Raw genomic sequence first — 23,301 nt, forward strand, 5'->3', positions numbered from 1 at the left:
GTTAACCCGTCTTTCCCCAGTTAATTCTCGATCAGAGGTTGCAGCTTTTTATCGATTGCTTCCCTCGCCCGGAAGATACGGGATCTGACCGTACCCACTGGGCAATCCATGATTTCGGCAATCTCTTCGTAGCTCAGCCCTTCCAGTTCGCGAAGGGTGATAGCTGTCCTCAGGTCTTCCGGCAATGCCTCTATGGCTGAAAACACCGTGCGCTTGATCTCGTCAGTCAGCGCCAGGTTTTCGGGGGTTGAGACCTCTTGCAAGGCTTCGCCACCACCATAAGACTCCGCTTCGTCAGCCTCCACATCACTGCTGGGCGGCCTGCGCCCCTGGGAGGTCAGATAATTCTTCGCCGTGTTCACGGCAATTCGGTACAACCAGGTATAAAAAGCACTTTCGCCACGGAATGTCGGCAATGCACGGTAGGCTTTTATGAAGGCCTCTTGCGCCACATCGGGCACATCACCGGGATTGTTGACATACCTGGCAACCAGGTTGACCACCTTTTGCTGGTATTTTTTTACCAACAGGTTGAAAGCTGCTTTATCGCCGCGCTGGACCCGTTCAACCAGCTGTTCGTCCAGTAGATTCTGGTCGCTCATCAGAGCCGTAAAACCCCCATCAGGTTATCGTTCTTCTTTTCCGGCCCTTCCTAAGCGCACAAGTTCAGACAGGGAGAATCAGAGAAAGTTCGCTTCAATTGAAAAAAATGTGATGCAGGCTGCATCCTCGCCCTCGCTTGGGCTACCATGGTGCCAGTTCTTAATCCAGGCTAATGATACTTATGAAAGCAAGTGTTGAATACCTTTGCGATGTACTGATCATTGGCAGCGGTGCCGCTGGTCTGTCCCTCGCGTTGCGATTGGCAGACCACGCCAAAGTCCTGGTTCTGAGCAAGGGGCCCATCAGTGAAGGGGCCACTTTCTATGCGCAAGGAGGCATCGCTGCCGTTTTCGACGAAACCGACAGCATCGAATCCCACGTGAGCGACACGCTCAACGCTGGCGCCGGGTTGTGTGACCCGGCAGTGGTAGAGTTCACCGCTCGCCACGCCCGCGAATCCATCCAGTGGCTCATTCAGCAAGGCGTCCCCTTCGATCAGGAGGAGAACGCCGACGGTGAATCCCACTATCACCTGACCCGCGAAGGGGGCCACAGCCATCGCCGCATCTTCCACGCGGCGGATGCCACCGGCAAGGCGGTGCAGCTCACCCTGATCGATCAGGTCCGTGCCCACCCCAATATCCAGCTGATGGAGCGCTTCAACGCGGTCGACCTCATCACCACCCGCAAGCTCAATCTGCCGGGCAACAAGGTGCTGGGTGCCTACGTCTGGAACCGCAACGCCGAGCAGGTCGAGGTGATCCGCGCCCGTTTCGTGGCACTGGCCACCGGTGGCGCTTCCAAAGTCTACCAGTACACCTCCAACCCGGATGTGAGCTCTGGCGATGGCATCGCCATGGCGTGGCGGGCCGGTTGCCGGGTGGCGAACCTGGAGTTCAACCAGTTCCACCCCACCAGCCTGTTCCACCCCGATGATCCCAACTTCCTGCTGACCGAAGCGCTGCGTGGCGAGGGGGCCTATCTGCGCCGCCCGGACGGCAGCCGCTTTATGCCGGAGTTTGACGAGCGGGCCGAGCTGGCACCGCGCGATATCGTCGCCCGCGCCATCGACCACGAGATGAAGCGGCTCGGGGCGGATTGCATGTATCTGGACATCAGCCACAAACCGGCCGATTTCATCATCAAGCACTTCCCGACCATCTACGAGCGTTGCCTCGCGGTCGGTATCGACATCACCAAGGAGCCGATGCCCATCGTCCCTGCCGCTCACTACACCTGCGGCGGCGTGATGATCGACAACAACGGCCAGACCGACATCCCCGGCCTCTACGCAATCGGCGAAGTGACCTATACCGGTCTGCACGGCGCCAACCGCATGGCCTCCAACTCCCTGCTGGAATGCGTGGTCTATGCCCATCAGGCGGGGGCCGACATTCTGGCCAAGCTGCCGATGAGCGTGGAGCCGCCGCACCTGCCGGTGTGGGACGAGAGCAAGGTGGAAGATTCCGACGAACTGGTGGTGATCCAGCATAACTGGCACGAACTGCGGTTGATGATGTGGGACTACGTGGGAATCGTGCGTACCAACAAACGCCTGGCCCGCGCCAAGCGCCGCATCGACCTGCTCAAACAGGAGGTGCAGGAGTACTACGCCAACTTCCGCGTCTCCAACAACCTGCTGGAGCTGCGCAACCTGCTGCAGGTGGCCGAGCTTATCGTCAACTGCGCCCTGCAGCGCAAGGAGTCTCGCGGCCTGCACTACAACCTGGATCATCCGGATATGCTGCCGGACTCCAAACCGACCGTGCTGACCCCGGAGCGGGATTAATCCCCTTCCCGCCAAGCATTACAGCAATCAGTGACCCCGCCCCGGCGGGGTCACTTTTTTCAGCCGATTTTTTACAGCCACTTTTTTCAGCAACAAAAATAGTGCCACCAGCCATATGGCCGCCGCTCACCACGATAAATCAGCGCATGATCATCACGGGAAACGGGTGTCAGCGCCGGGACGGCAGAAAGTGGATGGCTCGCGCCAGCAGGCGGTAGTGTTCGGGGGGAAGGGCGTCGGAGAAGAGCCACAGTTGCCGTGGCGACACTGGTTCACTCTCTTGCGGCTCGGGGCAAAGCGCCAGTCTGAGCACGCCGGGCAGAATGCGGCTTTTCTTGCCGAGCTGATAGCGGCGACCTTGCCACTGCAGCCACTGGCCATCCCAGATAAGCTCGAACGGGGGCTCGGCGAGCGCGCGCCAGCTCAGCCAGAGCGACACCAACCAGACAGGCAGCAACAGCGCCCACTGCCAACCGGCAATCAGGCCCGCCACCGGCCAGAGCAGCAACAGAAAGAGGGCCACCAGCAAACATTGCTGATGGCGGGAGAGGCGAACCGTCATGATCACCCGCTCCACGGTATTACCCCTGGCGGTCGTGGCGCGCCTGATTGCGCTCCAGGATCATCGGGATCATGGCGGCAAATGCGGGATCGGCAGGGACACCATGACCCATGCACCATTTGAACAGATCCGGATCGTCGCTCGCCAGCAGGCGGATGAAGGTCTGCTGATCGGCGTCGCTCAGGGAGTCGAACTCGTGTTCGAAAAAGGGCATAAAGATCACATCCAGCTCGAGCATACCGCGACGGCAGGCCCACTTCAGGCGGGATTTTTCAACTGGGCTCAACATGGCACTCTCCTTACAAAGACCGGGGGATGGTACCAGCTGGATTTTCCGGCTGACAAACATTAGTTACGTCTTTACCATGCAGCTCACATACTTTCTCTCTGGAATACCATCGTGAGCCTGCAACCACCTGTTTTTCCTGCCGAGCCGACCCGCTTCCCCCTGACCAAGCTGGCCATCACCCGTATCAGCGGCCAGGATCGCGTCAAATATCTGCAAGGTCAGATCACCTGTGATGTCAACGCCCTGCAACCGGGGCAACAGACCCCGGGTGGCCATTGTGATCCCAAGGGCAAGTTGTGGAGCAATTTCCGCCTGCTCTGCCTCGAGGACAGCCTGCTGCTGCTGACCAGCCCCTCGGTGCTGGAGCGTCAGCTGCCGGAGCTGAAGAAATTTGCCGTCTTCTCCAAGGTCGAGATCGCCGCCGACGAACGCCACGCCACAGGTCTGGCTGGCAAGGGCACAGATGCGTGGATCGCCGCGCAGTTTGGCCTTGAGCAGAGCGGTCTTATCGACGGCGGCATGGCGGTGAAGATCGAACAGGATCGCTGGCTGCTGGTGAGCAATCAGCAAGCCGACGCCCTGCCGCAAGGTGACGAGTCACTCTGGTGGGGGCTCGAGATCAAGGCGGGCCTGCCGCACATGGAAGCAGTGCATCAGGGGGAGTTCATCCCGCAGATGCTCAACCTGCAGGCGCTGGATGGCATCTGCTTCAACAAGGGTTGCTACATGGGGCAGGAGACGGTGGCACGCGCCAAATATCGCGGCGCCAACAACCGCGCTATGTTTCTGCTGGCAGGCACTACCGGCGAGCCGGTCGCCAGCGGCGATACCCTTGAACTGCAACTGGGTGACAACTGGCGTCGTAGCGGTATGGTGCTCAACGCCTGGCAACAGGCCGGGCAGGTGTGGCTCACCGCCGTGCTGCCGAAAGATACCGAGGCTGACGCCCAATTCCGCCTCAAGCAGGACGAAGGCTCCCGCCTCACCCTGCAACCCCTGCCTTACACCCTGACCGAGTAAGGTCGGCTAGCGAGGCACGCGTGCCAGCAGTGCCTCCTTCAGCCAGCGCCCCGCCTGCCCAAGCGGGCGGGCGCGATGCCACTGCAGCTCCAGCGCCAGCGCGTGGCTGGCGATAAAGTCCGGCTCCAGCACCACCACTTCGCCCCGCTTCAGCGGCTGATGCAGCAGAAATTCCGGAATGGCGGACCAGCCGAGGCCCCGCTTGACCAGCTCCAGCACCCCGAGATCCCCCTCGACCCACCACACCTGAGCCGAGATACGAAAGCGCTGACGCTCGCTCCCTTCCCGTCGGCCGGTCACCATCAGCTGGCGCGCGCCCTGCAGATCGACCTCCCGCAGCGGCTGCTTGCGGGCCAGCGGATGATCCGGTGACACCACCAGCGGCATGGTCACCTCCCCCAGCGAACGGGCGACGATCTCCCGCTGAGGGTGCACCTTCTGATAACTGATGCCAAGCTGGGCGCGGCCGGTCACCAGCATCTCGGTCACATCCTCCATCAACGGGAAGAGCAGCTCCAGCTCCACGGTCGGATAGCGGGTGGCGAACTCCTCCAGCAGGGTGCCGAGCCAGGGAAGGTGAGAATCATCATCGATGGCCAGGGTGAGGCGCGTCTCCACCCCGGCCGCCAGCTCCCCGGCAATGGATTGCAACCGTTCACTCTGTGCCAGCAGGATCCCCGCCTCCTGCACCATGCGAGCGCCCGCCTCCGTCAGCTGCGGATAGCGGCCGCTGCGGTCAAACAGGGTGAGCGCCAGATCGATCTCCAGATTAGCGATGGCGCTGCTCACCACCGACTGCGCCTTGCCCAGCTTGCGGGCGGCGGCAGAAAAAGAGCCGGTTTCGGCAGCCGCCAGCAAAATCCTCAATTGTTCCAGTGATGGCGTCATCCTATGGCCCTCCAACAAGCCACCTTGTCATCTATCTGTTTTAGCGATGGATACCAACATGAATCTATCGCGAAAGTTCTATAGATTAACCTGCAATTCGTGAATGAACCTGATTGAGAGAGTGACTTATGCGTACCCGTAACGATCGACTGCGCCATGCTATCGGCTTTGAATTGATCGGCCTGTTCATCGCCGCCCCACTGGCCAGCTGGGCGACCGGCATTCATCTCAGCCACATGGGACCGCTGGCGATCTTCTTCTCGATCCTCGCCACGGTCTGGAACTACATCTACAACGTCGGCGTCGACAAGCTGCTGCTGAAGTTTCAGGGCCATGCCCACAAGAGCATGTGGCAACGGGTGATCCATGCGATTGGTTTCGAGGGGGGGTTATTGCTGGCCGCCATGCCAATTATGTCTTTGTGGCTTGGCATTACACTGCTGGAGGCTTTCTTCCTGGATCTCGGCTTTGCGATCTTCTATCTGGTTTATGCCTTCGTCTACAACCTGAGCTATGACAAGATCTTCCCCATTCCCCGCGAAGTGCCGAACGGCATGCCGCAAGGTGCCCGCTAAAGCGCGAATCGGGTGGACCGGAACCAAGAAGTAAAGGTCAATAGAGGTAACAATACGGCCCCATCATGGCAGACATGATGGGGCCGCAAGAGGGATTAGCGGGGGCAGGCCGGCTGATTCAGAAGTAAGGATTCAGACCTGCCCGTCACTCATGCCTGGGCCTTGAGCTCTTCGCCGCTCTCGTCGGCAGCGGCAGCCTCTTCAGGCTGCGCCTGGGCGGCCTGCAGCGCTTCCAGTTCGCTCTGATAATCGCTCAGGATCTGCTGGGCAACCGCCATATCGCCCTTGTGTTTGCGCTCGAACAGATGGTGCTGCACCACGCCGTTGAGATACTCCACCGTGATAGGCTGCTCCAGGGTGGCCATCAGCTCCTCTTTCTCCAGCTCGGCATTGATTTCATCGGCGGTCGTGCGCAGCAGCCCGGCCAATTGAACCAACATGCGGCGCTCACCTTCGCGCAGCAGGCTCAACATGCGGTTTCTCTGCTGCTCATTCTGTTGGGTCATACATTTCCTTACGTCAATTGGGAACAAGCCCGCTCATTCTGCCCTGTCCCCATGACAGCGTCTATCTCATGCCCCCCACTAATTTTTGGCGCTGGCTCACAAATGGCTACAGATGCTATTTGAAGCGGCTCTGGGGTATAGTAGCCGCTGATTTTCGGGCGCTTTTTCACCTTCATCCGCAAGAGAGGGATGACACGGCAAGGGCGCCTCCCGGTTTACCCCAACGAGGTGAAGATCCGCTTTATGACCGACGCCATTGTGGTGCTCTGCACCTGCCCAGATCAAACCAGTGCCGACCTTCTCTGCGAACAGCTGCTGAACCAGCGGTTGGCCGCCTGCATCAATCAGCTGCCGGGCGTCACCTCCGTCTATCGCTGGCAAGGCAAGGTGGAGCGCGCCACCGAAATTCAGCTCATCATCAAATCCCGCCAGTCGCGCTTTGCCGAGCTGCAGGCATGCATTCAAGCCCATCACCCCTATGAGGTGCCCGAGCTGCTGGCCCTGCCGGTGAGTGCCGGACTGCCCGCCTATCTCGACTGGCTAAACGGGGAGACCGCATGACATTCGCCCGCTTGCTCTCTCCCCTGTTGCTGCTCTGTGCCCTGCTGATGACAGCGGTGGGCAGCTTTCCTGCCCACGCCAGCGGCGCCGATCTGCTCAGCTCGCTGGGCATTGAAGCCAATGCCAAACCCAAATTTTTGCAGGTCGATGAGGCCTTTCAGATCGAGAGCGAACAGCGCGGCGATCAGCTGCTGCTGACCCTCCACATCGCCGACGATTACTATCTCTATCGCCACAGCCTGCGCTTCAAGGGGAACAACCTCACCTTCAGCGAGCCGACCCTGCCGGAAGGCACCGAGCACGAGGATGACTTCTTCGGCAAGACCCGGGTCTACTACCAGCAGGTAAGCATCGCGGTACCGCTAAAAGAAGTGGGCGACGGCGCCACCCTGCGGGTGCGCTATCAGGGCTGCACCGACGGCCTCTGCTACCCGCCGACCGACAAGCTGATCGATGTGACCCCGCTGGTCACGGCAACCACAGCGTCCACGGTTGAAACGGCACAAAGCGTCGCCCCCGTGAGTCAGCAGGATCAGCTGGCGGCAGCCCTCGGCCATCAGGGGTTCTGGCTCAGCATCGTCGCCTTCTTCGCGCTGGGGCTGGGGCTCGCCTTTACCCCCTGCGTCTTCCCCATGTACCCGATCCTGACCGGCATCATCGCCGGCGCCGGTCATCACCTCTCCACCGGCCGCGCCTTTCTGCTCTCCCTGGTCTATGTACAGGGGATGGCGGTGACCTACACCTTGCTGGGGTTGGTGGTCGCCTCGGCGGGTCTGAAATTTCAGGCGGCGCTGCAACACCCCTATGTGCTGATCGGCCTCTCGCTGATGTTCGTGCTGCTGGCCCTCTCCATGTTCGGACTCTACACCCTGCAACTGCCGAGCAGCCTGCAAACCCGCCTCTCCGGCCTCTCCAACCGCCAGCAAGGCGGCTCTGTGGTCGGGGTCACCATCATGGGGATGATCTCCGGGCTGGTTTGCTCCCCCTGCACCACGGCACCACTTTCGGGGGCGCTGATCTATGTGGCCCAGAGCGGCGATCTCTGGCTCGGCGGCGCGGCGCTCTATGCCCTGTCGCTGGGGATGGGGCTGCCGCTGCTGCTACTCGGCACCTCGGGCGGTAAACTGCTGCCCAAGGCAGGCGCCTGGATGGACGTGATCAAGCAGTTGTTTGGCTTTGCCCTGCTGGCGGTGCCGATCCTGCTGATGTCACGGCTCTGGAGCGATCAGATTGCGGCCCTCGCATGGCTCGGCTGGGGTCTGCTGCTGTGCGGCTACCTCTTTCACCACAACCAGCACCAGCCCCACTCGGTGGCCAAAAGCGTGCGCGGTTTCGTGCTGTTGCTGGCGATGATCAGTGCCGTGGTGGTGGGCAAGGATCTGCTGCAACCGGCTGCCCCTGCTGCTGTCACGGCGGATGCCAGTCAAACGGCGCCGCAGTTTGTCCGCATCAAGACGCTGGATGATCTCAAGGTGCAGCTGGCCGCCGCCCGCGGCAAGCCGGTGCTGCTCGACCTCTACGCCGACTGGTGCGTCGCCTGCAAGGAGTTCGAACACAAGACCTTCAGCGACCCCGCGGTGCGGGAGCGCTTCGGTCAGATGGTGTTGCTGCAGGCGGATGTCACCGCCAACGACGATGCCGATATCGAGCTGCTCAACAGCCTCAATGTACTGGGGTTGCCGACCCTAATCTTCTTCGACCGCGAGGGCAAAGAGCTGACAGGCCAGCGGGTCACCGGCTTTATGGGGCCGACCGAGTTTCTGGGCAAGCTCGATCAGCTACGCTGACCAGTGGCGCCCCTTGTCGACAGACAGGGGTCGCCTTATGCGTTACGCGCTGATTTTTCTGGCAATCCCTTGTATATGACCGGCAGCATGGCAAAATTTGCCCTTCGATTGTCTCGCCCGTCCGGAGTTTTGATGAAAAAGTGGTTCATCCCCCTGCTAGCCCTCTGGCTTTTTGGCTGCAGTGCAGGGCCCGGTGAAGAGGATATCCGGAGCCAAGTTACCGCCAGGCTGCTGGCCGAGACAGACGCCAACCTGTTCGAGATCAGCGACTTCACCATCATCGGCAAGGAGGAGCGGATGGAGGGGGTCTATCTGGTCAAGGTGAGTTACCAGCTGCACTTCAAGCAGGGGCTCGATCAGTTGCAGGTGTTGCACGATGAGGATCTGGTCTACGACCGGGTTGGCCCCTTCCAGCAGGAGATGGGTCTGATGGAGCTCGAGCGTAAATATGGCGAGTTCGAGGCGGGCCAGGTGCTGCCGCAAGAGGCAGAGGTGTGGATGATGAAAGACGAACAGGGCTGGCGGTTGGCCGAACCGGCCCAATAAATGGCTTCCCGCCCCTTACGCTCTGCAACGACGGGGCTGCCGTTGCCAACCAGATCAGACCTGGGTATCGACCCGATACCCTTTTCGCTCGGCGGGTTCGTTCGGTAACTTGCTGGCCAACCCTGACAGCACCTCCTTGAGGGTGACCCCGCGCTCTGCCGCACCGCTGCTCTCCAATAGCTTGGTCAGCTGGCTCTGCAAGGGGTTCACCGCTTCGATCTCGGCTCCTTGCTCGCTCGCTTTTCCCTGCCCGCCCTGTTGATCCAGCTTGTCCAGCAGGCCCATTACATCCCTCTTTAACGGGCTCTCACTACCGGTGTTGAAGGCAGCCTTGCGCTGTGCCTGCTCTTGCATCTGCTGTTGTTGCAGCGCTTGCTGTTGCTCTTGCTGCTGTTGCAGGGCTCCCATCATGGTATTGATGAACGCCTCCATTGAATCCCTGATTGAGATGCTGCTCCCGCCGCTGTTCTCCCCTGCCGGCGACAGCCCGAGGTTGGCCAGCACAGAGCCCAGATCGCGCACCATCCGGCTATCACCGCCAGCCAATGACGACGGCGTAGCCCTCTCCGCGACCTGCCCAGCGGGAGAACGTTGCCGTTGCGCAAATGGGCTGAGCCCACCTGACGCGACCACATTTATCTCCATCTCAGCCCTCCTTCACTCCTTTTCTGGCCAGCGGACCCGCCCTTGTCCGCCAGGCAGAGAATCACTCTCCTACCTAAAAGATAGCGCCAACCGGAAGGGATTGGCGTGAATGCATCTTTTGGTCTATCAGGCGGGATGATAGTGCCAAGCCGCTATAAACAAGGGGCTGGCAAGGGGGCCACGCTCAGCCATCACTGCGCAGGCTGAAAATGGGAGTCAGAAGATATCCTTCATCCGGTGCCACAACATTCCCAGGGCCAGCAGCGGGGAGCGCAGCGCCGGACCGCCGGGGAAGGTGATATGGGGCACGCTGGCGAAGAGATCGAAACCCCGGCTCTCGCCACGGATCGCCTCGGCCACCAGTTTGCCCGCCATATGGGTGGCGTTGAGGCCATGACCGGAGTAGGCCTGGGCGTAGAGCACGTTGGGGTGTTCCTTCAAGCGGCCAATCTGCGGCAGCCGATTGGCGCCGATCCCGATCATCCCGCCCCACTGGAACTCGATGGCAGTCTCGGCCAGCTCGGGGAAGACCCGCAGCAGCTTGGGCAACATAAAGGCCTTGATATCCTTCGGGTCTCGCCCCGAATAGTTGCAGGCGCCGCCAAACAGCAGGCGGCCATCGGCGGAGAGGCGGTAGTAGTCGAGCGCCACGTTCTGGTCGCACACTGCCATGTTTTGCGGCAGCAGTCGCTGGCGCAAGCGGCGATCGAGCACCTCGGTGGCGAGGATGTAAGAACCGGCGGGCAGCACCCGTCCTCCCAGCTCCGGATTAAGATCATTGAGATAAGCGTTGCAGCCAATCACCAGATAATCGGCAGTGACCCGGCCGTGGGCGGTGGTCACCTCGACCTGCTTGCCGTAGTCGATATGAGTCACTCTGGAGTGTTCAAACAGGGAAACCCCGAGGCTGGCGGCGGCGCGCGCCTCGCCCAGCGCCAGATTGAGGGGATGCAGATGGCCGGAGCCCATGTCGATGAGGCCGCCGATATAGCGATCCGATCCCACCACGCTATGGATATCTTCGCGCGGGACCAGTCTCAGCTCGTGTTCATAGCCGAGGCTCGCCAGATGCGCGAGATCCTCCTCGAAGCTGGCCAGATGACGCTGACGAGTCGCGAGGTCGCAGTAGCCCCAGGTGAGATCGCAGTCGATATTGAAGCGCTCGACCCGCTCGCGCACCAGTTGCACCGCCTCCAGCCCCATCAGATCCAGCTCGCGCACTCCTTGCTCGCCAATCCAGCGGGCAAACTGGCTGGTGTCGTGGCCGATACCGCGAATAAGCTGGCCGCCGTTGCGCCCGGAAGCGCCCCAGCCGATGCGATTGGCCTCCAGCAAGGCGACCTTGTAACCGGCATCCGCCAGATTGATGGCGGTATTGAGACCGGTAAAGCCGCCACCGATGATGCAGACGTCAGCCTTGTACTCCCCCTCCAGCTCGGGCCACTGTTGCGAGTCGTTGCGGGTGGCCGCGTAGTAGGAGGCGACGTGCTCCTGATATCCGTTGTGCTTTCCTGCCTGCATACTCAGCATCCTGCTTTGGTGGCAAATTGTTTAATAAAATAAGCAAAGTTGTTTCGATAATACCCACCTCTTCACCCACTCGCCAACCTGCGCGGATCACAGAAATGCAAAAGGCGCCCCGAAGGGCGCCTTTTCATGCAATCAAGGTACGGTAACGAATTACAGTACGTCGATGGCGTTCAGGTCGGAGAATGCTTTCTCCAGACGAGCGATCATAGAAGTCTGACCTTCACGCAGCCATACGCGCGGATCGTAGAACTTCTTGTTCGGCTTGTCGGCGCCTTCCGGGTTGCCCAGCTGGCCTTGCAGGTAAGCTTCGTTCTTCTTGTAGAAGTTCAGCAGACCTTCCCAAGTTGCCCACTGGGTGTCGGTGTCGATGTTCATCTTCACTACGCCGTAGGAGATGGACTCGCGGATCTCTTCCAGAGTGGAACCTGAACCACCGTGGAATACGAAGTCCAGAGACTTGGCAGGGATGCCAAACTTCTCGGAAACGTACTTCTGGGAAGCGTCCAGGATGGACGGGGTCAGCTTGACGTTACCCGGCTTGTAGACACCGTGTACGTTGCCGAAGGAGGCAGCGATGGTGAAACGCGGACTGATCTTGGACAGACGCTCGTAAGCGTAAGCCACATCTTCCGGCTGGGTGTACAGAGCAGATTGATCCATGTGGCTGTTGTCGACGCCGTCTTCTTCGCCACCGGTGCAACCCAGTTCCAGCTCCAGAGTCATGTTCATCTTGGCCATGCGGGTCAGGTACTCGCAGCAGATGTCGATGTTCTCTTCCAGAGACTCTTCGGACAGGTCCAGCATGTGGGAGGAGAACAGCGGCTTGCCGGTTTCAGCAAAGTGCTTCTCGCCCGCGTCCAGCAGACCGTCGATCCACGGCAGCAGCTTCTTGGCAGCATGGTCGGTGTGCAGGATAACCGGAACACCGTAGGCTTCGGCAACGGCGTGAACGTGCTTGGCACCGGAGATAGCACCCAGGATGGCGGCTTTCTGGCCTTCCAGCTTCAGGCCCTTACCGGCGGTGAACACGGCACCACCGTTGGAGAACTGAACGATAACCGGCGCTTTAACCTTGGCGGCAGCTTCCAGTACGGCGTTAACGGAGTCGGTACCAACGCAGTTTACGGCCGGCAGAGCAAAGCCGTTCTCTTTAGCGATGGCGAACACTTTCTGAACGTCATCACCAGTGATCACGCCGGGTTTTACGAAGTCGAAAATTTTCTTAGACATGTTTAATCGTCCTGTCTCGTATGCCGTTAATAAAAAATGGGGGGTTCATCATGAACCGGCACAGCGGGCACATGATAAACGAAACGGGAGGCTTTTGCCCCCCGTCTCGGGTCAATTAGGCTTTGGCGCGCTGTTCCAGAATCTCAACAGCCGGCAGAACCTTGCCTTCTACGAACTCCAGGAAGGCGCCGCCGCCAGTGGAGATGTAGGAGACTTTGTCAGCGATGCCGAACTTGTCGATGGCAGCCAGGGTGTCACCACCGCCAGCGATGGAGAAGGCCGGAGAAGCAGCGATGGCTTCGGCGATGATCTTGGTGCCTTCAGCGAACTGGTCGAACTCGAATACACCGACCGGGCCGTTCCACAGGATGGTCTTGGCGTTCATGATGATGTCAGCCAGGGCCTTGGCAGAGTCAGGGCCGATGTCGAAGATCATGTCGCCGTCGGTCACATCAGCAACAGACTTGATGGTAGCCGGAGTGGACTCGGAGAACTCGGCACCGACAACCACGTCGGTGGTCACCGGAATGTTAGTCTCGGCAGCCAGTTTCTTGGCGGTGTCGATCAGGTCGTGCTCGCACAGGGACTTGCCGACGTTGTGACCGGCAGCAGCGATGAAGGTGTTGGCGATGCCACCACCGACAACCAGCTGGTCAGCGATCTTGGAGAGGGATTCCAGAACGGTCAGCTTGGTGGAGACCTTGGAGCCGCCAACGATGGCAACCATCGGGCGCTCGGGCTTCAGCATGGCTTTGCCCAGGGCTTCCAGTTCACCCGCCAACAGCGGACCGGCACAAGCAACCGGCGCGAACTGGGCCACACCGTAGGTGGAACCTTCGGCGCGGTGAGCTGTACCGAACGCATCCATTACAAAGACGTCACACAGGGCGGCGTATTTTTTGGCCAGCTCTTCGGTGTTCTTCTTCTCGCCTTTGTTGAAACGGCAGTTTTCCAGCACAACCAGCTCACCGGCGGCGACTTCTACGCCATCCAGGTAATCCTTGGCCAGGCGAACCGGGCAGGACAGAGCGTCTTTCAGATAGTTGACAACCGGAGCCAGGGAGAATTCTTCGTTGTATTCACCCTCGGTCGGACGACCCAGGTGGGAGGTGATCATCAGCTTGGCGCCTTTTTCCAGAGCCAGCTTGATGGTCGGCAGAGTCGCAACGATACGTGCATCGGAGGTGACCTTGCCGTCTTTTACCGGTACGTTCAGGTCAGCACGGATCAGAACGCGTTTACCCGCCAGATCCAGGTCAGTCATCTTGATAACAGACATATTCAGTCCTCTATATTTTCAGGTAATGTTAAAAACAGTAACCTATTCGCCCGGGGCAGGCTCAGCCTGCGGCCATCATGGCCCGGGTGGTATCCAGCATCCGGTTTGCGAAGCCCCATTCGTTATCGCACCACATCAACATCTTGACGAGGTTGGCATCGCTCACCCGGGTCTGGGTACCATCAATGATGCAGGAGTGTGCATCATGATTGAAGTCTACGGAGACCAAAGGCTCTTCCGTGTAATCCAGAATACCGTGTAATGTACCTCTGGATGCCCGTTGCAGGGCTTGATTTACGTCAGTAACTGTCACTTTTTTACGAACAGTAATACTGAGATCCATCGCTGTTACATTGATGGTCGGCACCCGTACCGCAATCGCCTCGAACTTGCCGGCGAAGTGGGGCAGGATACGCTCCAGCCCCTTTGCCAGCTTGGTATCCACCGGAATGATGGACTGACTGGCAGCGCGGGTTCGGCGCAAGTCACTGTGGTAGGCATCGATGACTTGCTGATCATGCATGGCCGAATGAATTGTCGTAATAGTACCACAATTTATCTCAAATTCTCGATGCAATGTTTCAATCACCGGCACCACGCAGTTGGTGGTACAGGAGGCGTTGGAGACGATCCGCTCACGCCCCGTCAGCACCTGATGGTTGACCCCGTAGACCACGGTGGCATCCACATCCGCATCGGCCGGATGGGAGAAGAGCACCTTGCCCGCCCCCGCCGCCAGATGCAGCTCGGCATCGGCCCGCGAGCCGAACACCCCGGTGCAATCGAGCACCACATCCACCCCCAGCGCCCGCCACGGCAGCTTTGACGGATCCCGCTCGGCAAACAGGGAGATGAGATCCTCCCCCACCAGCATGCTGCTGCCCGCCAGTTGCACCGGATGGTGGAAGCGACCGTGACTGGTATCGTAACGGGTCAGGTGCACCATGGCCTCGGGGGCCGCCAGCTCGTTGATGGCGACGATCTTGATGGTCTCGTCGCGCCCGCTTTCATAGAGGGCTCGCAACACGTTGCGACCGATCCGCCCGTAACCATTGATGGCAATCTTGATCATCGAGAATCCGTTTCCTTGAACCAGCAACAGGGCGACGCACCGGCCGCCCGGGAGCCCCGGCTACGACAGCAGGGCCTCCTTGAATTCACCGCGGGCCAGCAGTGCGGCCCCGAATACCCCGGCACTGTCGCCAAGGGCAGGAGCAATAATGGGGGTTGCGAAGCGGGGATTAAAGAGGAAGGGCAAAATAGTCTGCCGTCCGGCGCTGTAAAGGCTCTGCACATTGCCCACCCCGCCGCCGATGACGATCACATCCGGGTCGAGAATGTTGACCACGTTGGCCAGCGCCTGACCAAACAACAGGTGCAGCCGGTCGATGGTGAGCTTGGCCACATGATCGTAAGCGGTGGCCGCCGCGATTTGGGCCAGCGAAAGATGACGCTTGGCCTTGGCTTCGTACCAGGCCTCCAGCGCCGGGCCGCTGATCAGGGTCTCGACGCAGCCACGCTTGCCGCAGTAGCACTCGGGACCATCGGGGGAGAGCACGTTGTGGCCCCACTCACCGGCGATGCCGTGGTGGCCGTTGAGGATCTGGCCGTTGATGACGATGCCGGAGCCAACTCCGGTGCCCATGATGATGCCGAATACCACTTTCGCATCGGGATGGTGCTGGCGCACTGCACCCAGATGGGTTTCTGCCAGCGCGAAGCAGTTGGCGTCGTTGGCAATCAGCACCGGCACGCCCAGCTTGCGCTCCAGATCCTCCTTGAACGGCTTGCCGTTGAGCTCGGTGGTATTGCAGTTCTTCATCAGACCGGTCTGCGGATCCCGCGCCCCCGGCGTGCCCATGCCGATGACGGTCGGGCGCTGGCCAATCTTCTCGGCGCACTGCGCTACCAGCTTGGCGATCTGGCCGATCATGTGCTCATAACCACCAGCCCGCTCGGTGGGGATGCGGTGGCGCAGCAGCACCTCGTCGCCATCCAGCACCACACATTCACACTTGGTACCGCCAAGATCGATACCCCAATCCAGTGACTTGCTGCTCATCTTGCCTCCTGCACAGGCGCCATGCTCTCGTCGTCGCGGCGCCTTTTTAAATGTAAAACGGGGCCTTGCGGCCCCGGATATCAATCAGTTTCTCTTCGCTCGCCCCGGCCTTAGCGGCCGTGGTACTGGGCGGAGAGCTCATGTACCGCGTTGACGAACACGCCGGCGTGCTCCGGGTTCACATCCTGATGGATGCCGTGACCCAGGTTGAAGACGTGGCCGTTGCCCTGACCGAAACCGGCCAGAATGGAGGCGACCTCTTCACGGATACGAGCGGGAGTGGCGTAGAGCATGGAGGGATCCATGTTGCCCTGCAGCGCCACCTTGTCACCGACCCGACGCTTGGCGTCGGCAATGTCGGTGGTCCAGTCCAGACCCAGCGCATCGCAACCGGTGGCGGCGATCTGCTCCAGCCACTGACCGCCGTTCTTGGTAAACAGGGTGACCGGCACGCGGCGACCATCGTGCTCGCGGATCAGGCCATCGACGATCTTGTGCATGTACTGCAGGGAGAAGTCGCGGTAATCGCGCGGGGTGAGCACGCCGCCCCAGGTGTCGAACACCATGACCGCCTGGGCACCCGCCTTGATCTGGGCGTTGAGATAGGCGATCACGCTGTCCGCCAGCTTGTCCAGCAGCAGGTGCAGGGTCTGCGGCTCTGCATACATCATCTGTTTGATCTTGGTGAACGCCTTGGAGCTGCCCCCCTCCACCATGTAGGTGGCCAGGGTCCAGGGGCTGCCGGAGAAGCCGATCAGCGGCACTTCACCCTTCAGCTCGCGGCGAATGGTGCGCACCGCGTTCATCACGTAGCCGAGCTCGTCTTCCGGATCCGGGATGGGTAGCGCCTGCACGTCCGCCATGGACTTGATGGGGCGCTCGAAGCGCGGGCCTTCGCCCTGCTCGAAGCAGAGACCCAGCCCCATGGCATCGGGCACGGTGAGGATGTCGGAGAAGAGGATGGCGGCATCGAGCGGGTAGCGGCGCAGCGGCTGCAGGGTGACTTCACAGGCCAGCTCGGCATTGCGGCACAGGGACATGAAATCCCCCGCCTGGGCGCGAGTCGCCTTGTATTCCGGCAGATAACGGCCAGCCTGGCGCATCATCCATACCGGGGTCATGTCCACGTCCTGACGCAGCAAAGCGCGCAGGTATCGATCGTTCTTCAGCTCTTTCATCCCAGTTCCTGAGTTCGTATCACGCATAAAATGGCGGCCATAATACCACTTTGCCCACCGGAGCGGACTGCCCAAAACGTGGCAAATGGGCGTGCGGTTGCAAAGATGTGAAGGGGCGCAAACCAGCGCGTCCCGCTTGTAACAATAAGTGCAAAAATGTTGGCGAAAATATAAGCGCCTCGTTATCCCTCGCCCGCCAGCGAACGCTCAATCAAGCGTCGAGCGATGGTGCCGTGGGGCGGCAAACGCGGCAGCCGCTCTGCGGCAAAGAAATCGGCGGCCACCAGTTCGTCATCCTGCACCCTGATCTCGCCGCTCTCATAATCGGCGGTGAAGCCCATCATCAGGCTGTGGGGGAAGGGCCAGGGCTGGCTCGCCACATAACGCACATTGCGTACCCGGATGCCGCTCTCCTCGAACACCTCCCGCGCCACGCACTGCTCGAGGTTCTCCCCCGCCTCGACAAAGCCGGCCAGCACGGTATACATGGGATCGTCCGCCTGATAGTGACGGCGATGGGCCGCCAAGAGGATCTCCGGCCCCTTGCGCACCGCCACGATAATGCAGGGGGAGATGCGCGGATAGGCCGTGTGACCGTGGTGGCACACCTGCGCCCACTCCCCCGCCTTCGGGGTCATGGGGGCGCCGCACTCGCCGCAGAAACGGTGGGTGCGACGGAAGGTGACCAGCTGCCAGGCGCGGCCAGCGAGGCGAAAGCCCTCCTCGTCCCCCGCCACCATCAGCTGGCGCAGCGGGCTCATGGCGTTCGTGTCGGCATCATCACCCAGATCCAGCAGATAGCAGGGCAATCCCTGCCACTCGTCGAAACGCTCGAAAGGGGCGTCAGCCAGCGCAGCAGGCAGACACGCTTTACTGCCCTGTGGCACCTGACCCTGATGATCGAGCAGTACCAGATGATCGCCCCCCAGCACGAACCAGCGGGCTTGTTCGGTTAATGACATCAGATGAACACTCTCGTTTAAACAAAACCCTGGCTACGGCGGGCCCCAGCAGAGGCCAAAAGCCGTGCGAATGATTCCCATCTTACGACCAGCACAGGTCGCTGACGACCCCGCCGTGGCCGATTGTCCCATTCGTAAAAAACGGATGGCGCAAATAAAAAGGCCGCCCGAAGGCGGCCCGCTGTTATCCGGCATCCAGTATCCGGCCTCTAGCGACGCGGATCAGGCATCGCCCATCGCCAGCAGGGAGGCGTTGCCACCCACCGCCGTGGTGTTGATGGTGCGGGTCTTCTCGGTAACAAACCGCCCGAGATAGTGGGGGCCACCCGCCTTCGGGCCGGTGCCGGAGAGCCCCTGCCCGCCGAACGGCTGCACCCCGACCATGGCGCCGATCTGGTTGCGGTTGATATAGACGTTGCCGACATTGATGCGGCTTGCCAGCTCCTCGGCGTGGGATTCGTTGCGGCTGTGGATCCCGAGCGTCAGGCCGTAACCGGTGCCATTGATGTCGCCGATCACCTTGTCCAGATCCCGGGTGGCGTAGCGCACCACGTGCAGGATGGGGCCGAATTGCTCTTTAGCCAGCTCGCGGATGGAGCCGATCTCCAGCGCGGTCGGCTGGACGAAGTGCCCTTCCATGGTCGTGGCGGGCATCGGAGCCTGGGCGATCAGGCGAGCACGCGGCATCATGTAGGCGAGGTGAGCATCGAGACCGGCCTTGGCCTCGGCATCGATCACCGGACCGACGTCGGTATTGTGCTCGGCCGGATTGCCCACTTTTAGCTCCTGCATGGCACCGGTCAGGATCTCCAGCACCCGCGGCGCGATCTCTTCCTGCAGGTAGAGCACCCGCAGGGCCGAGCAGCGCTGACCGGCGCTCTGGAAGGCGGCGCTCACCACATCGCGCACCACCTGCTCCGGCAGGGCGGTGGAGTCGACGATCATGGCATTCTGGCCGCCAGTTTCGGCGATAAGCGGCAAAATCGCGCCATCGCGCTTAGCCAGCGTCATGTTGATGAGCTTGGCGGTCTCGGTGGAGCCGGTGAAGCAGACGCCGCCGATGCGCGAGTCCGCCGTCAGCTTGGCGCCGACGGTGGCGCCGTCACCGGGCAGCAGCTGCAGCACGTCGCCCGGAATACCGGCCTGATGGGCCAGAGTCACCGCCAGATGGGCGATAAGGCCGGTCTGCTCCGCCGGTTTGGCGATGACGGTGTTGCCGGTAGCCAGCGCAGCTGCGATTTGGCCGAGGAAAATCGCCAGCGGGAAGTTCCATGGGCTGATGCAGACGAACACCCCGCGCCCCTGCAGGAACAGCTCGTTCTGCTCGCCGGTGTACCCGGGCAGCAGGGTCGCCTGCCCCATCAGGCTGCGCGCTTGCACCGCGTAGTAGCGGCAGAAATCGACCGCCTCGCGCACCTCGTCGATGCCATCTTGCAGCAGCTTGCCCGCCTCGCGGGTACAGAGGGAGACGAACTGCTCGCGGTGCGCTTCCAGCAGATCCGCCAGCTTCTCCAGCGCCGCAGCACGCTCGCTCACCGGGGTTTCACGCCAGCGCGGGAAGGCGGCGTGAGCGGATGCCAAAGCCTGCTCCACCGCCTGTTCGTCAGCCCAGTGGATCTTGCCGACAGTCAGGCTCACATCCTGCGGGCTCAGCACGGTGCGCGCCTCGCTGCGCTTGAGGGTCTCGCCATCGACGATGGGACCCGCCAGCCACTGCTTGCTCTCCAGCTCTTTCAAGCGGGCGAAGAAGGGGCGCTGGATGGAGAGGATATTCATGTTGACGCCGCTGGAGTTCTTGCGGTCGCTGAAGAGGTTTACCGGCTGCGGAATGCGGTCGTTGGCAAAGCCGGAGTAACGCTTGAGGGTACGCAGCGGGTGCTCGGCCAGTGAATCCACCGGGGTGTTGGGGTCCACCAGCTTGTGGACGAAGGAGGTATTTGCCCCGTTTTCCAGCAGGCGGCGCACCAGATAGGGCAGCAAGTCCTTGTGGGCACCGACCGGTGCATAGATGCGGCAGTGCAGGCCGGGATTGTCGTTCAGCACGGCGTTGTGCAGCTCCTCCCCCATGCCGTGCAGGCGCTGGAACTCGAACTGGCGATCGCCCGCCATCTCCAGAATGCTGACCACGGTATTGGCATTGTGGGTGGCGAACTGGGGGGCGATAAAGCCGCGAGTCGGCTCGCTCAGCAGATAGCGGGCGCAGGCGAGGTAAGAGATGTCGGTGCCCGCCTTGCGGGTAAAGAGCGGATAGCCAGGCAGACCCGCCTGCTGGGCATATTTCAGTTCGCTGTCCCAGTAGGCCCCTTTTACCAGTCGCACCGGAATGAGGTCACCCTGTTCGCGGGCCAGCGCGGTGAGCCAGCAGAGTACCGGCAACGCGCGCTTGGAGTAGGCCTGCACTACCATGCCGAGCTTGCCCCAGCCACGGTTGGCGTCGGAGCGGTAGAGCTGCTCGAACAAGTCCAGCGACAGCTCGAGTCGGTCCATCTCCTCGGCATCGATGCTGATGGCCACGTCCTTGTCGCGGGCCAGACGCACCAGCCCCACCAGCCGCTCGCACATCTCGCCGAGCACCCGCTCGCGGTTGGCCACGTCATAGCGCGGATGCAGCGCCGAGAGCTTGATGGAGATGGAGGGGGCCGGGCCGCCGTCGCTGATGCGCTCGTTACCGACCGCCTCGATGGCATTGCGGTAATCGGTCAGATACTTGTCGGCATCCTGCAAGGTCAGCGCCGATTCGCCCAGCATATCGTAGGTGTGGGTGTAACCCAGCTCGCGGGATTTGCGGCTCGCCTTGAGCGCCTCTTTCATGTCGCGCCCCAGCACGAACTGCTTGCCCATGATCTTCATGGCGGCGTACATGGCGGAGCGCACCACCGGCTCCCCCAGCTTGTTGACCATGCGCCCCAGCAGGTTGGCCGGGTTGCCGTCGAGCTTCTTGTCCAGCTTGATGATCTTGCCGGTCAGCATCAGCCCCCAGGTAGAGGCGTTGACCAGGGTGGAGTCGCTCTTGCGAAAATGAGATGACCAGTTGGCACCGGAGAGTTTGTCCTTGATCAGGGCGTCGGCGGTCTCGGCATCGGGAATGCGCAGCAGCGCCTCGGCCAGACACATCAAGATGATCCCCTCCTGGGTATCGAGGCTGTACTCCTGCAGGAAGGCGTCGATACCGTCACCGGAGCCGCTCTCCTTGCGCACCTTGGTCACCAGAGTACGGGCACGCTGGGTCACCTGCTCCAGCGCGGCGCCATCCCCCGGCAACATGGCCGACAGTTCGGCCAGATAGGCATTTTCATCCACCACGTAGTTTTGAGTGATGGCTTCGCGCAGGGCGGCCAGATCGGAGGGGATATAGTCAGCAGCAAGCACTTGAGTAGCTTTGAACATAGGGGGTCTTCCTGTACGCCCGAGGGCTGATATCGACAAAGGCGGACGCGCCGCCGAAACGCCGATAATGTATACAATGTTGCACCCTATATGAAATGAATTTGTTGCCACTCTTTAACAAAGATCGCTAATTCTGCGCCGCGATCCCTCTGCGAGCCACCTGGCCGACTGTGACGAGGGTCATCTGGCATCATTTTGTATACAATCCTGCCGCCATGCATCCCGCCTCCCGACCCACCGCCAGCGGCAACCGACGCGGCCGCAAACCGGGATAAAAAAGAAGGGCCGCCACGGCGACCCTTCGATTCGTTCAGACAACTATTGTCAGTTCATCCAGCGATCGCCGCGGCTGCGACGACGGGGCAGCATGGGCAGCAGGATACCAAGCAGGATACCGGCACCCACCATGGCACCACCACGGATAAACCAGTCCATCTGCATGTCGTGCTCCTGGTTGTCGTAGCTCTGGGTCAGGGCATCATTCTGCTCTTTGAGATTGCTCATCTCCTCACCCTGACTGACCAGCTGGGCCTTGAGAGCAGCGATCTCCTTGCTCTGGGCAGCGATCTGGCCATCCTTCTCGGTGAAGCGTTTCTCGTTGTCACCGTTAAGGTTCTGCAGGCGATCTTTAAGCTCATCGCGCTCTTTTTCCACCTGGGGAAGACGCTCGCGTAGGCTGATCTGGCTCTGCAGTTCGCTGTTCTTGATCCACCCCTCGCGACCACGACCGTCCACCACCTGGGTGAAACCGGCCTCACTGTTCACCGCCTTTACCTCCAGCGGTTCACCAGCCTTGACGCTACCAAGGATCCGGTACTGGGTACCCGGGCCATTGTGGATATAGGTAAAGATGTTGTCTGAAACATAACGGGTATCGGCCAGTGCCTGTTGGGCACACAAGCAGATCAAAATCCCGAGAAGGGCGCGCATGGTCGATCGGTTCTCTTTTTCAGGTTTGGACAAGAGGTTGAATGTTAAGCCGCCAGCAGGTTAAAGGACAAGCAAAGAAAAAGCACCTCCCCCGGATTAAAGAGCGCAGAGTTGCGAGTCAACTCGCAACTTGCCCGTCTGCGGCCTCACTTGTTTTTCAGCTCCTGCACTTCGCTGCGCAGGGCGCGGATCTCCCGCAGCAGCTCCTCTTGCTGGTTGTTGTAGTGATGACGCCACTTGTCGGTCTCGCCATCCCCCTTGTTGGGCTGCAAAAACAGGCTGGCCATAAAACCGCTGATGGCACCGAACAGACCGACCCCGAACAGGATCAGCAGGCTGGCGACAAACCGCCCCTCCTCGGTCTTGGGCACCAGATCCCCGTAACCCACTGTCGAGAGGGTCACCAGCGTCCACCAGAACGCGTCATAGGGTGTCGCAATCTGGCTGCCGGGCTGGCCTGACTCAATCCAGTACATGACGCCGGAACCCACCCCCAGCAGCAGGAAGAACAGAAACAGGATGCCGGAGAGAGTGGTCTCGTTGCGCTCGCGACGGAACATGGCCCAGAGATCCGGGTGCTCCTTGAACAACTGATAGACCCGCCACAGCTGGAGCAGACGGGCCCAGCGCAGCTGCTCCACCATCGGCAGACTACCCGGCAGATAGATCCAGTTGGTCATGAAAAATGCCTTGCGATCGGGCGCCCGGATCCAGCCATAAGCAAAGTGCGCGAGGAAGAAGTAGCAGATCAGACTGTCGAGGTCATAGAAGAGCTGCAGAGTCTGTGGTGTCAGGCTCTCATGGCCCCACCAGCGGGCCGTCACCAGCACAACCGAGATAATCGACAGAAATGCCATCAGCAGATCCATCGCCCGCAGATGAGTTAAGTGATGTCGCATACATTTTCCAACTTTAAGCACAGTGCAAATTAATAAAAGAGAAGATAATGCCGATAGTCCTGAGGGCAAAGGA

Annotated in this window: 22 protein-coding genes; 6 read left to right on the plus strand and 16 right to left on the minus strand. The window is 60.7% G+C overall.

Features of this window, described 5'->3' with window-relative positions; all coding sequences use genetic code 11:
• Window positions 1-20 precede the first annotated feature (20 nt).
• A complete protein-coding gene (gene rpoE / locus OKC27_RS16825; RefSeq protein WP_042062096.1) occupies window positions 21-602 on the minus strand; it encodes an RNA polymerase sigma factor RpoE in 582 nt (193 codons plus the stop codon).
• A gap of 182 nt (window positions 603-784) precedes the next feature.
• Here rpoE and nadB point away from each other — a divergent pair, with 182 nt between their 5' ends.
• Window positions 785-2,392: an L-aspartate oxidase gene (gene nadB / locus OKC27_RS16830; protein ID WP_042062095.1), complete on the plus strand. Its 1,608-nt coding sequence runs from the start codon at window positions 785-787 to the stop codon at window positions 2,390-2,392.
• 169 nt (window positions 2,393-2,561) lie between these two features.
• Here the strand turns inward: nadB and OKC27_RS16835 are convergent, their stop codons facing one another.
• Both OKC27_RS16835 and OKC27_RS16840 read right to left on the minus strand, forming a co-directional pair.
• Complete coding sequence (locus OKC27_RS16835) at window positions 2,562-2,954, minus strand: protein YgfX (RefSeq protein ID WP_182939789.1); 393 nt, start codon at window positions 2,952-2,954, stop codon at window positions 2,562-2,564.
• 19 nt (window positions 2,955-2,973) lie between these two features.
• Window positions 2,974-3,243: an FAD assembly factor SdhE gene (locus OKC27_RS16840; protein WP_033136300.1), complete on the minus strand. Its 270-nt coding sequence runs from the start codon at window positions 3,241-3,243 to the stop codon at window positions 2,974-2,976.
• 111 nt (window positions 3,244-3,354) lie between these two features.
• Here OKC27_RS16840 and ygfZ point away from each other — a divergent pair, with 111 nt between their 5' ends.
• Window positions 3,355-4,263 (plus strand): tRNA-modifying protein YgfZ, encoded by a 909-nt coding sequence (gene ygfZ / locus OKC27_RS16845; protein ID WP_182938144.1) that lies wholly within the window; start codon window positions 3,355-3,357, stop codon window positions 4,261-4,263.
• Between the two features lie 6 nt (window positions 4,264-4,269).
• Here the strand turns inward: ygfZ and OKC27_RS16850 are convergent, their stop codons facing one another.
• The gene (locus OKC27_RS16850; RefSeq protein WP_042080104.1) at window positions 4,270-5,151 is read right to left on the minus strand and encodes a LysR family transcriptional regulator; all 882 of its coding nucleotides are present in this window, start codon (window positions 5,149-5,151) and stop codon (window positions 4,270-4,272) included.
• Between the two features lie 128 nt (window positions 5,152-5,279).
• Between OKC27_RS16850 and OKC27_RS16855 the strand changes: the two genes are divergently transcribed.
• Window positions 5,280-5,726: a PACE efflux transporter gene (locus OKC27_RS16855; protein ID WP_182938145.1), complete on the plus strand. Its 447-nt coding sequence runs from the start codon at window positions 5,280-5,282 to the stop codon at window positions 5,724-5,726.
• Window positions 5,727-5,875: 149 nt separating this feature from the next.
• Here OKC27_RS16855 and OKC27_RS16860 read toward each other — a convergent pair whose 3' ends face one another.
• Window positions 5,876-6,232 carry a hypothetical protein gene (locus OKC27_RS16860; protein ID WP_005362699.1) on the minus strand — a complete coding sequence of 119 codons (357 nt, stop codon included), beginning with the start codon at window positions 6,230-6,232 and terminating at the stop codon, window positions 5,876-5,878.
• 243 nt (window positions 6,233-6,475) lie between these two features.
• On the opposite strand from OKC27_RS16860, the gene cutA reads away from it, so the two are divergent.
• The 3 genes from cutA (at window position 6,476) to OKC27_RS16875 (ending at window position 9,126) form a co-directional block, all read left to right on the plus strand.
• On the plus strand, window positions 6,476-6,793 hold the full coding sequence (cutA, locus tag OKC27_RS16865) for a divalent-cation tolerance protein CutA (RefSeq protein ID WP_139407258.1): 318 nt from the start codon (window positions 6,476-6,478) through the stop codon (window positions 6,791-6,793).
• Window positions 6,790-8,580: a protein-disulfide reductase DsbD gene (locus tag OKC27_RS16870; protein ID WP_270806517.1), complete on the plus strand. Its 1,791-nt coding sequence runs from the start codon at window positions 6,790-6,792 to the stop codon at window positions 8,578-8,580. Before cutA ends, OKC27_RS16870 begins: the two co-directional genes overlap by 4 nt.
• A 132-nt stretch (window positions 8,581-8,712) precedes the next feature.
• Window positions 8,713-9,126, plus strand: a complete 414-nt coding sequence (locus OKC27_RS16875; protein ID WP_182938147.1) for a hypothetical protein — start codon at window positions 8,713-8,715, stop codon at window positions 9,124-9,126.
• 54 nt (window positions 9,127-9,180) lie between these two features.
• Here the strand turns inward: OKC27_RS16875 and OKC27_RS16880 are convergent, their stop codons facing one another.
• From OKC27_RS16880 to OKC27_RS16930, 11 genes are all read right to left on the minus strand, one after another.
• Window positions 9,181-9,651: a hypothetical protein gene (locus OKC27_RS16880; RefSeq protein ID WP_270806518.1), complete on the minus strand. Its 471-nt coding sequence runs from the start codon at window positions 9,649-9,651 to the stop codon at window positions 9,181-9,183.
• A 336-nt stretch (window positions 9,652-9,987) separates the two neighbouring features.
• A complete protein-coding gene (locus OKC27_RS16885; RefSeq protein ID WP_148140687.1) occupies window positions 9,988-11,292 on the minus strand; it encodes an NAD(P)/FAD-dependent oxidoreductase in 1,305 nt (434 codons plus the stop codon).
• 159 nt (window positions 11,293-11,451) lie between these two features.
• Window positions 11,452-12,531 (minus strand): class II fructose-bisphosphate aldolase, encoded by a 1,080-nt coding sequence (gene fbaA / locus OKC27_RS16890; protein ID WP_042062080.1) that lies wholly within the window; start codon window positions 12,529-12,531, stop codon window positions 11,452-11,454.
• A 115-nt stretch (window positions 12,532-12,646) separates the two neighbouring features.
• Entirely contained in the window at window positions 12,647-13,810 is a 1,164-nt protein-coding gene (locus OKC27_RS16895; RefSeq protein ID WP_075113155.1) for a phosphoglycerate kinase, read from the minus strand.
• Window positions 13,811-13,871: 61 nt separating this feature from the next.
• Window positions 13,872-14,882, minus strand: a complete 1,011-nt coding sequence (gene epd, locus OKC27_RS16900; protein WP_075113154.1) for an erythrose-4-phosphate dehydrogenase — start codon at window positions 14,880-14,882, stop codon at window positions 13,872-13,874.
• 60 nt (window positions 14,883-14,942) lie between these two features.
• Complete coding sequence (locus tag OKC27_RS16905; protein WP_075113153.1) at window positions 14,943-15,872, minus strand: ROK family protein; 930 nt, start codon at window positions 15,870-15,872, stop codon at window positions 14,943-14,945.
• A gap of 110 nt (window positions 15,873-15,982) precedes the next feature.
• A complete protein-coding gene (hemE, locus tag OKC27_RS16910) occupies window positions 15,983-17,050 on the minus strand; it encodes a uroporphyrinogen decarboxylase (protein ID WP_075113152.1) in 1,068 nt (355 codons plus the stop codon).
• Between the two features lie 182 nt (window positions 17,051-17,232).
• Window positions 17,233-18,012, minus strand: a complete 780-nt coding sequence (nudC, locus tag OKC27_RS16915; RefSeq protein ID WP_075113151.1) for an NAD(+) diphosphatase — start codon at window positions 18,010-18,012, stop codon at window positions 17,233-17,235.
• A 222-nt stretch (window positions 18,013-18,234) separates the two neighbouring features.
• Complete coding sequence (putA, locus tag OKC27_RS16920) at window positions 18,235-21,399, minus strand: bifunctional proline dehydrogenase/L-glutamate gamma-semialdehyde dehydrogenase PutA (RefSeq protein ID WP_182938149.1); 3,165 nt, start codon at window positions 21,397-21,399, stop codon at window positions 18,235-18,237.
• A gap of 324 nt (window positions 21,400-21,723) precedes the next feature.
• Window positions 21,724-22,329: a TIGR04211 family SH3 domain-containing protein gene (locus OKC27_RS16925; RefSeq protein WP_005335443.1), complete on the minus strand. Its 606-nt coding sequence runs from the start codon at window positions 22,327-22,329 to the stop codon at window positions 21,724-21,726.
• A 146-nt stretch (window positions 22,330-22,475) separates the two neighbouring features.
• Window positions 22,476-23,228, minus strand: coding sequence for a potassium channel family protein (locus OKC27_RS16930; protein ID WP_232093570.1), 753 nt, complete (start codon window positions 23,226-23,228; stop codon window positions 22,476-22,478).
• Between the last annotated feature and the right edge of the window lie 73 nt (window positions 23,229-23,301).

The organism is Aeromonas sp. QDB62, from assembly GCF_027705695.1.
Taxonomy (GTDB): domain Bacteria; phylum Pseudomonadota; class Gammaproteobacteria; order Enterobacterales; family Aeromonadaceae; genus Aeromonas; species Aeromonas allosaccharophila.

Bases quoted from the DNA above. Each gene is read 5' to 3' on its own strand.
- hemE (WP_075113152.1), bottom strand. From the start codon at position 17,050: ATGAAAGAGCTGAAGAACGATCGATACCTGCGCGCTTTGCTGCGTCAG.
- OKC27_RS16895 (WP_075113155.1), bottom strand. From the start codon at position 13,810: ATGTCTGTTATCAAGATGACTGACCTGGATCTGGCGGGTAAACGCGTT.
- nadB (WP_042062095.1), top strand. From the start codon at position 785: ATGAAAGCAAGTGTTGAATACCTTTGCGATGTACTGATCATTGGCAGC.
- OKC27_RS16870 (WP_270806517.1), top strand. From the start codon at position 6,790: ATGACATTCGCCCGCTTGCTCTCTCCCCTGTTGCTGCTCTGTGCCCTG.
- OKC27_RS16835 (WP_182939789.1), bottom strand. From the start codon at position 2,954: ATGACGGTTCGCCTCTCCCGCCATCAGCAATGTTTGCTGGTGGCCCTC.
- fbaA (WP_042062080.1), bottom strand. From the start codon at position 12,531: ATGTCTAAGAAAATTTTCGACTTCGTAAAACCCGGCGTGATCACTGGT.
- OKC27_RS16875 (WP_182938147.1), top strand. From the start codon at position 8,713: ATGAAAAAGTGGTTCATCCCCCTGCTAGCCCTCTGGCTTTTTGGCTGC.
- OKC27_RS16840 (WP_033136300.1), bottom strand. From the start codon at position 3,243: ATGTTGAGCCCAGTTGAAAAATCCCGCCTGAAGTGGGCCTGCCGTCGC.
- epd (WP_075113154.1), bottom strand. From the start codon at position 14,882: ATGATCAAGATTGCCATCAATGGTTACGGGCGGATCGGTCGCAACGTG.
- OKC27_RS16925 (WP_005335443.1), bottom strand. From the start codon at position 22,329: ATGCGCGCCCTTCTCGGGATTTTGATCTGCTTGTGTGCCCAACAGGCA.
- putA (WP_182938149.1), bottom strand. From the start codon at position 21,399: ATGTTCAAAGCTACTCAAGTGCTTGCTGCTGACTATATCCCCTCCGAT.
- OKC27_RS16860 (WP_005362699.1), bottom strand. From the start codon at position 6,232: ATGACCCAACAGAATGAGCAGCAGAGAAACCGCATGTTGAGCCTGCTG.
- OKC27_RS16855 (WP_182938145.1), top strand. From the start codon at position 5,280: ATGCGTACCCGTAACGATCGACTGCGCCATGCTATCGGCTTTGAATTG.
- nudC (WP_075113151.1), bottom strand. From the start codon at position 18,012: ATGTCATTAACCGAACAAGCCCGCTGGTTCGTGCTGGGGGGCGATCAT.
- OKC27_RS16930 (WP_232093570.1), bottom strand. From the start codon at position 23,228: ATGCGACATCACTTAACTCATCTGCGGGCGATGGATCTGCTGATGGCA.
- OKC27_RS16850 (WP_042080104.1), bottom strand. From the start codon at position 5,151: ATGACGCCATCACTGGAACAATTGAGGATTTTGCTGGCGGCTGCCGAA.
- cutA (WP_139407258.1), top strand. From the start codon at position 6,476: ATGACCGACGCCATTGTGGTGCTCTGCACCTGCCCAGATCAAACCAGT.
- OKC27_RS16905 (WP_075113153.1), bottom strand. From the start codon at position 15,872: ATGAGCAGCAAGTCACTGGATTGGGGTATCGATCTTGGCGGTACCAAG.
- OKC27_RS16885 (WP_148140687.1), bottom strand. From the start codon at position 11,292: ATGCAGGCAGGAAAGCACAACGGATATCAGGAGCACGTCGCCTCCTAC.
- OKC27_RS16880 (WP_270806518.1), bottom strand. From the start codon at position 9,651: ATGGTGCGCGATCTGGGCTCTGTGCTGGCCAACCTCGGGCTGTCGCCG.
- rpoE (WP_042062096.1), bottom strand. From the start codon at position 602: ATGAGCGACCAGAATCTACTGGACGAACAGCTGGTTGAACGGGTCCAG.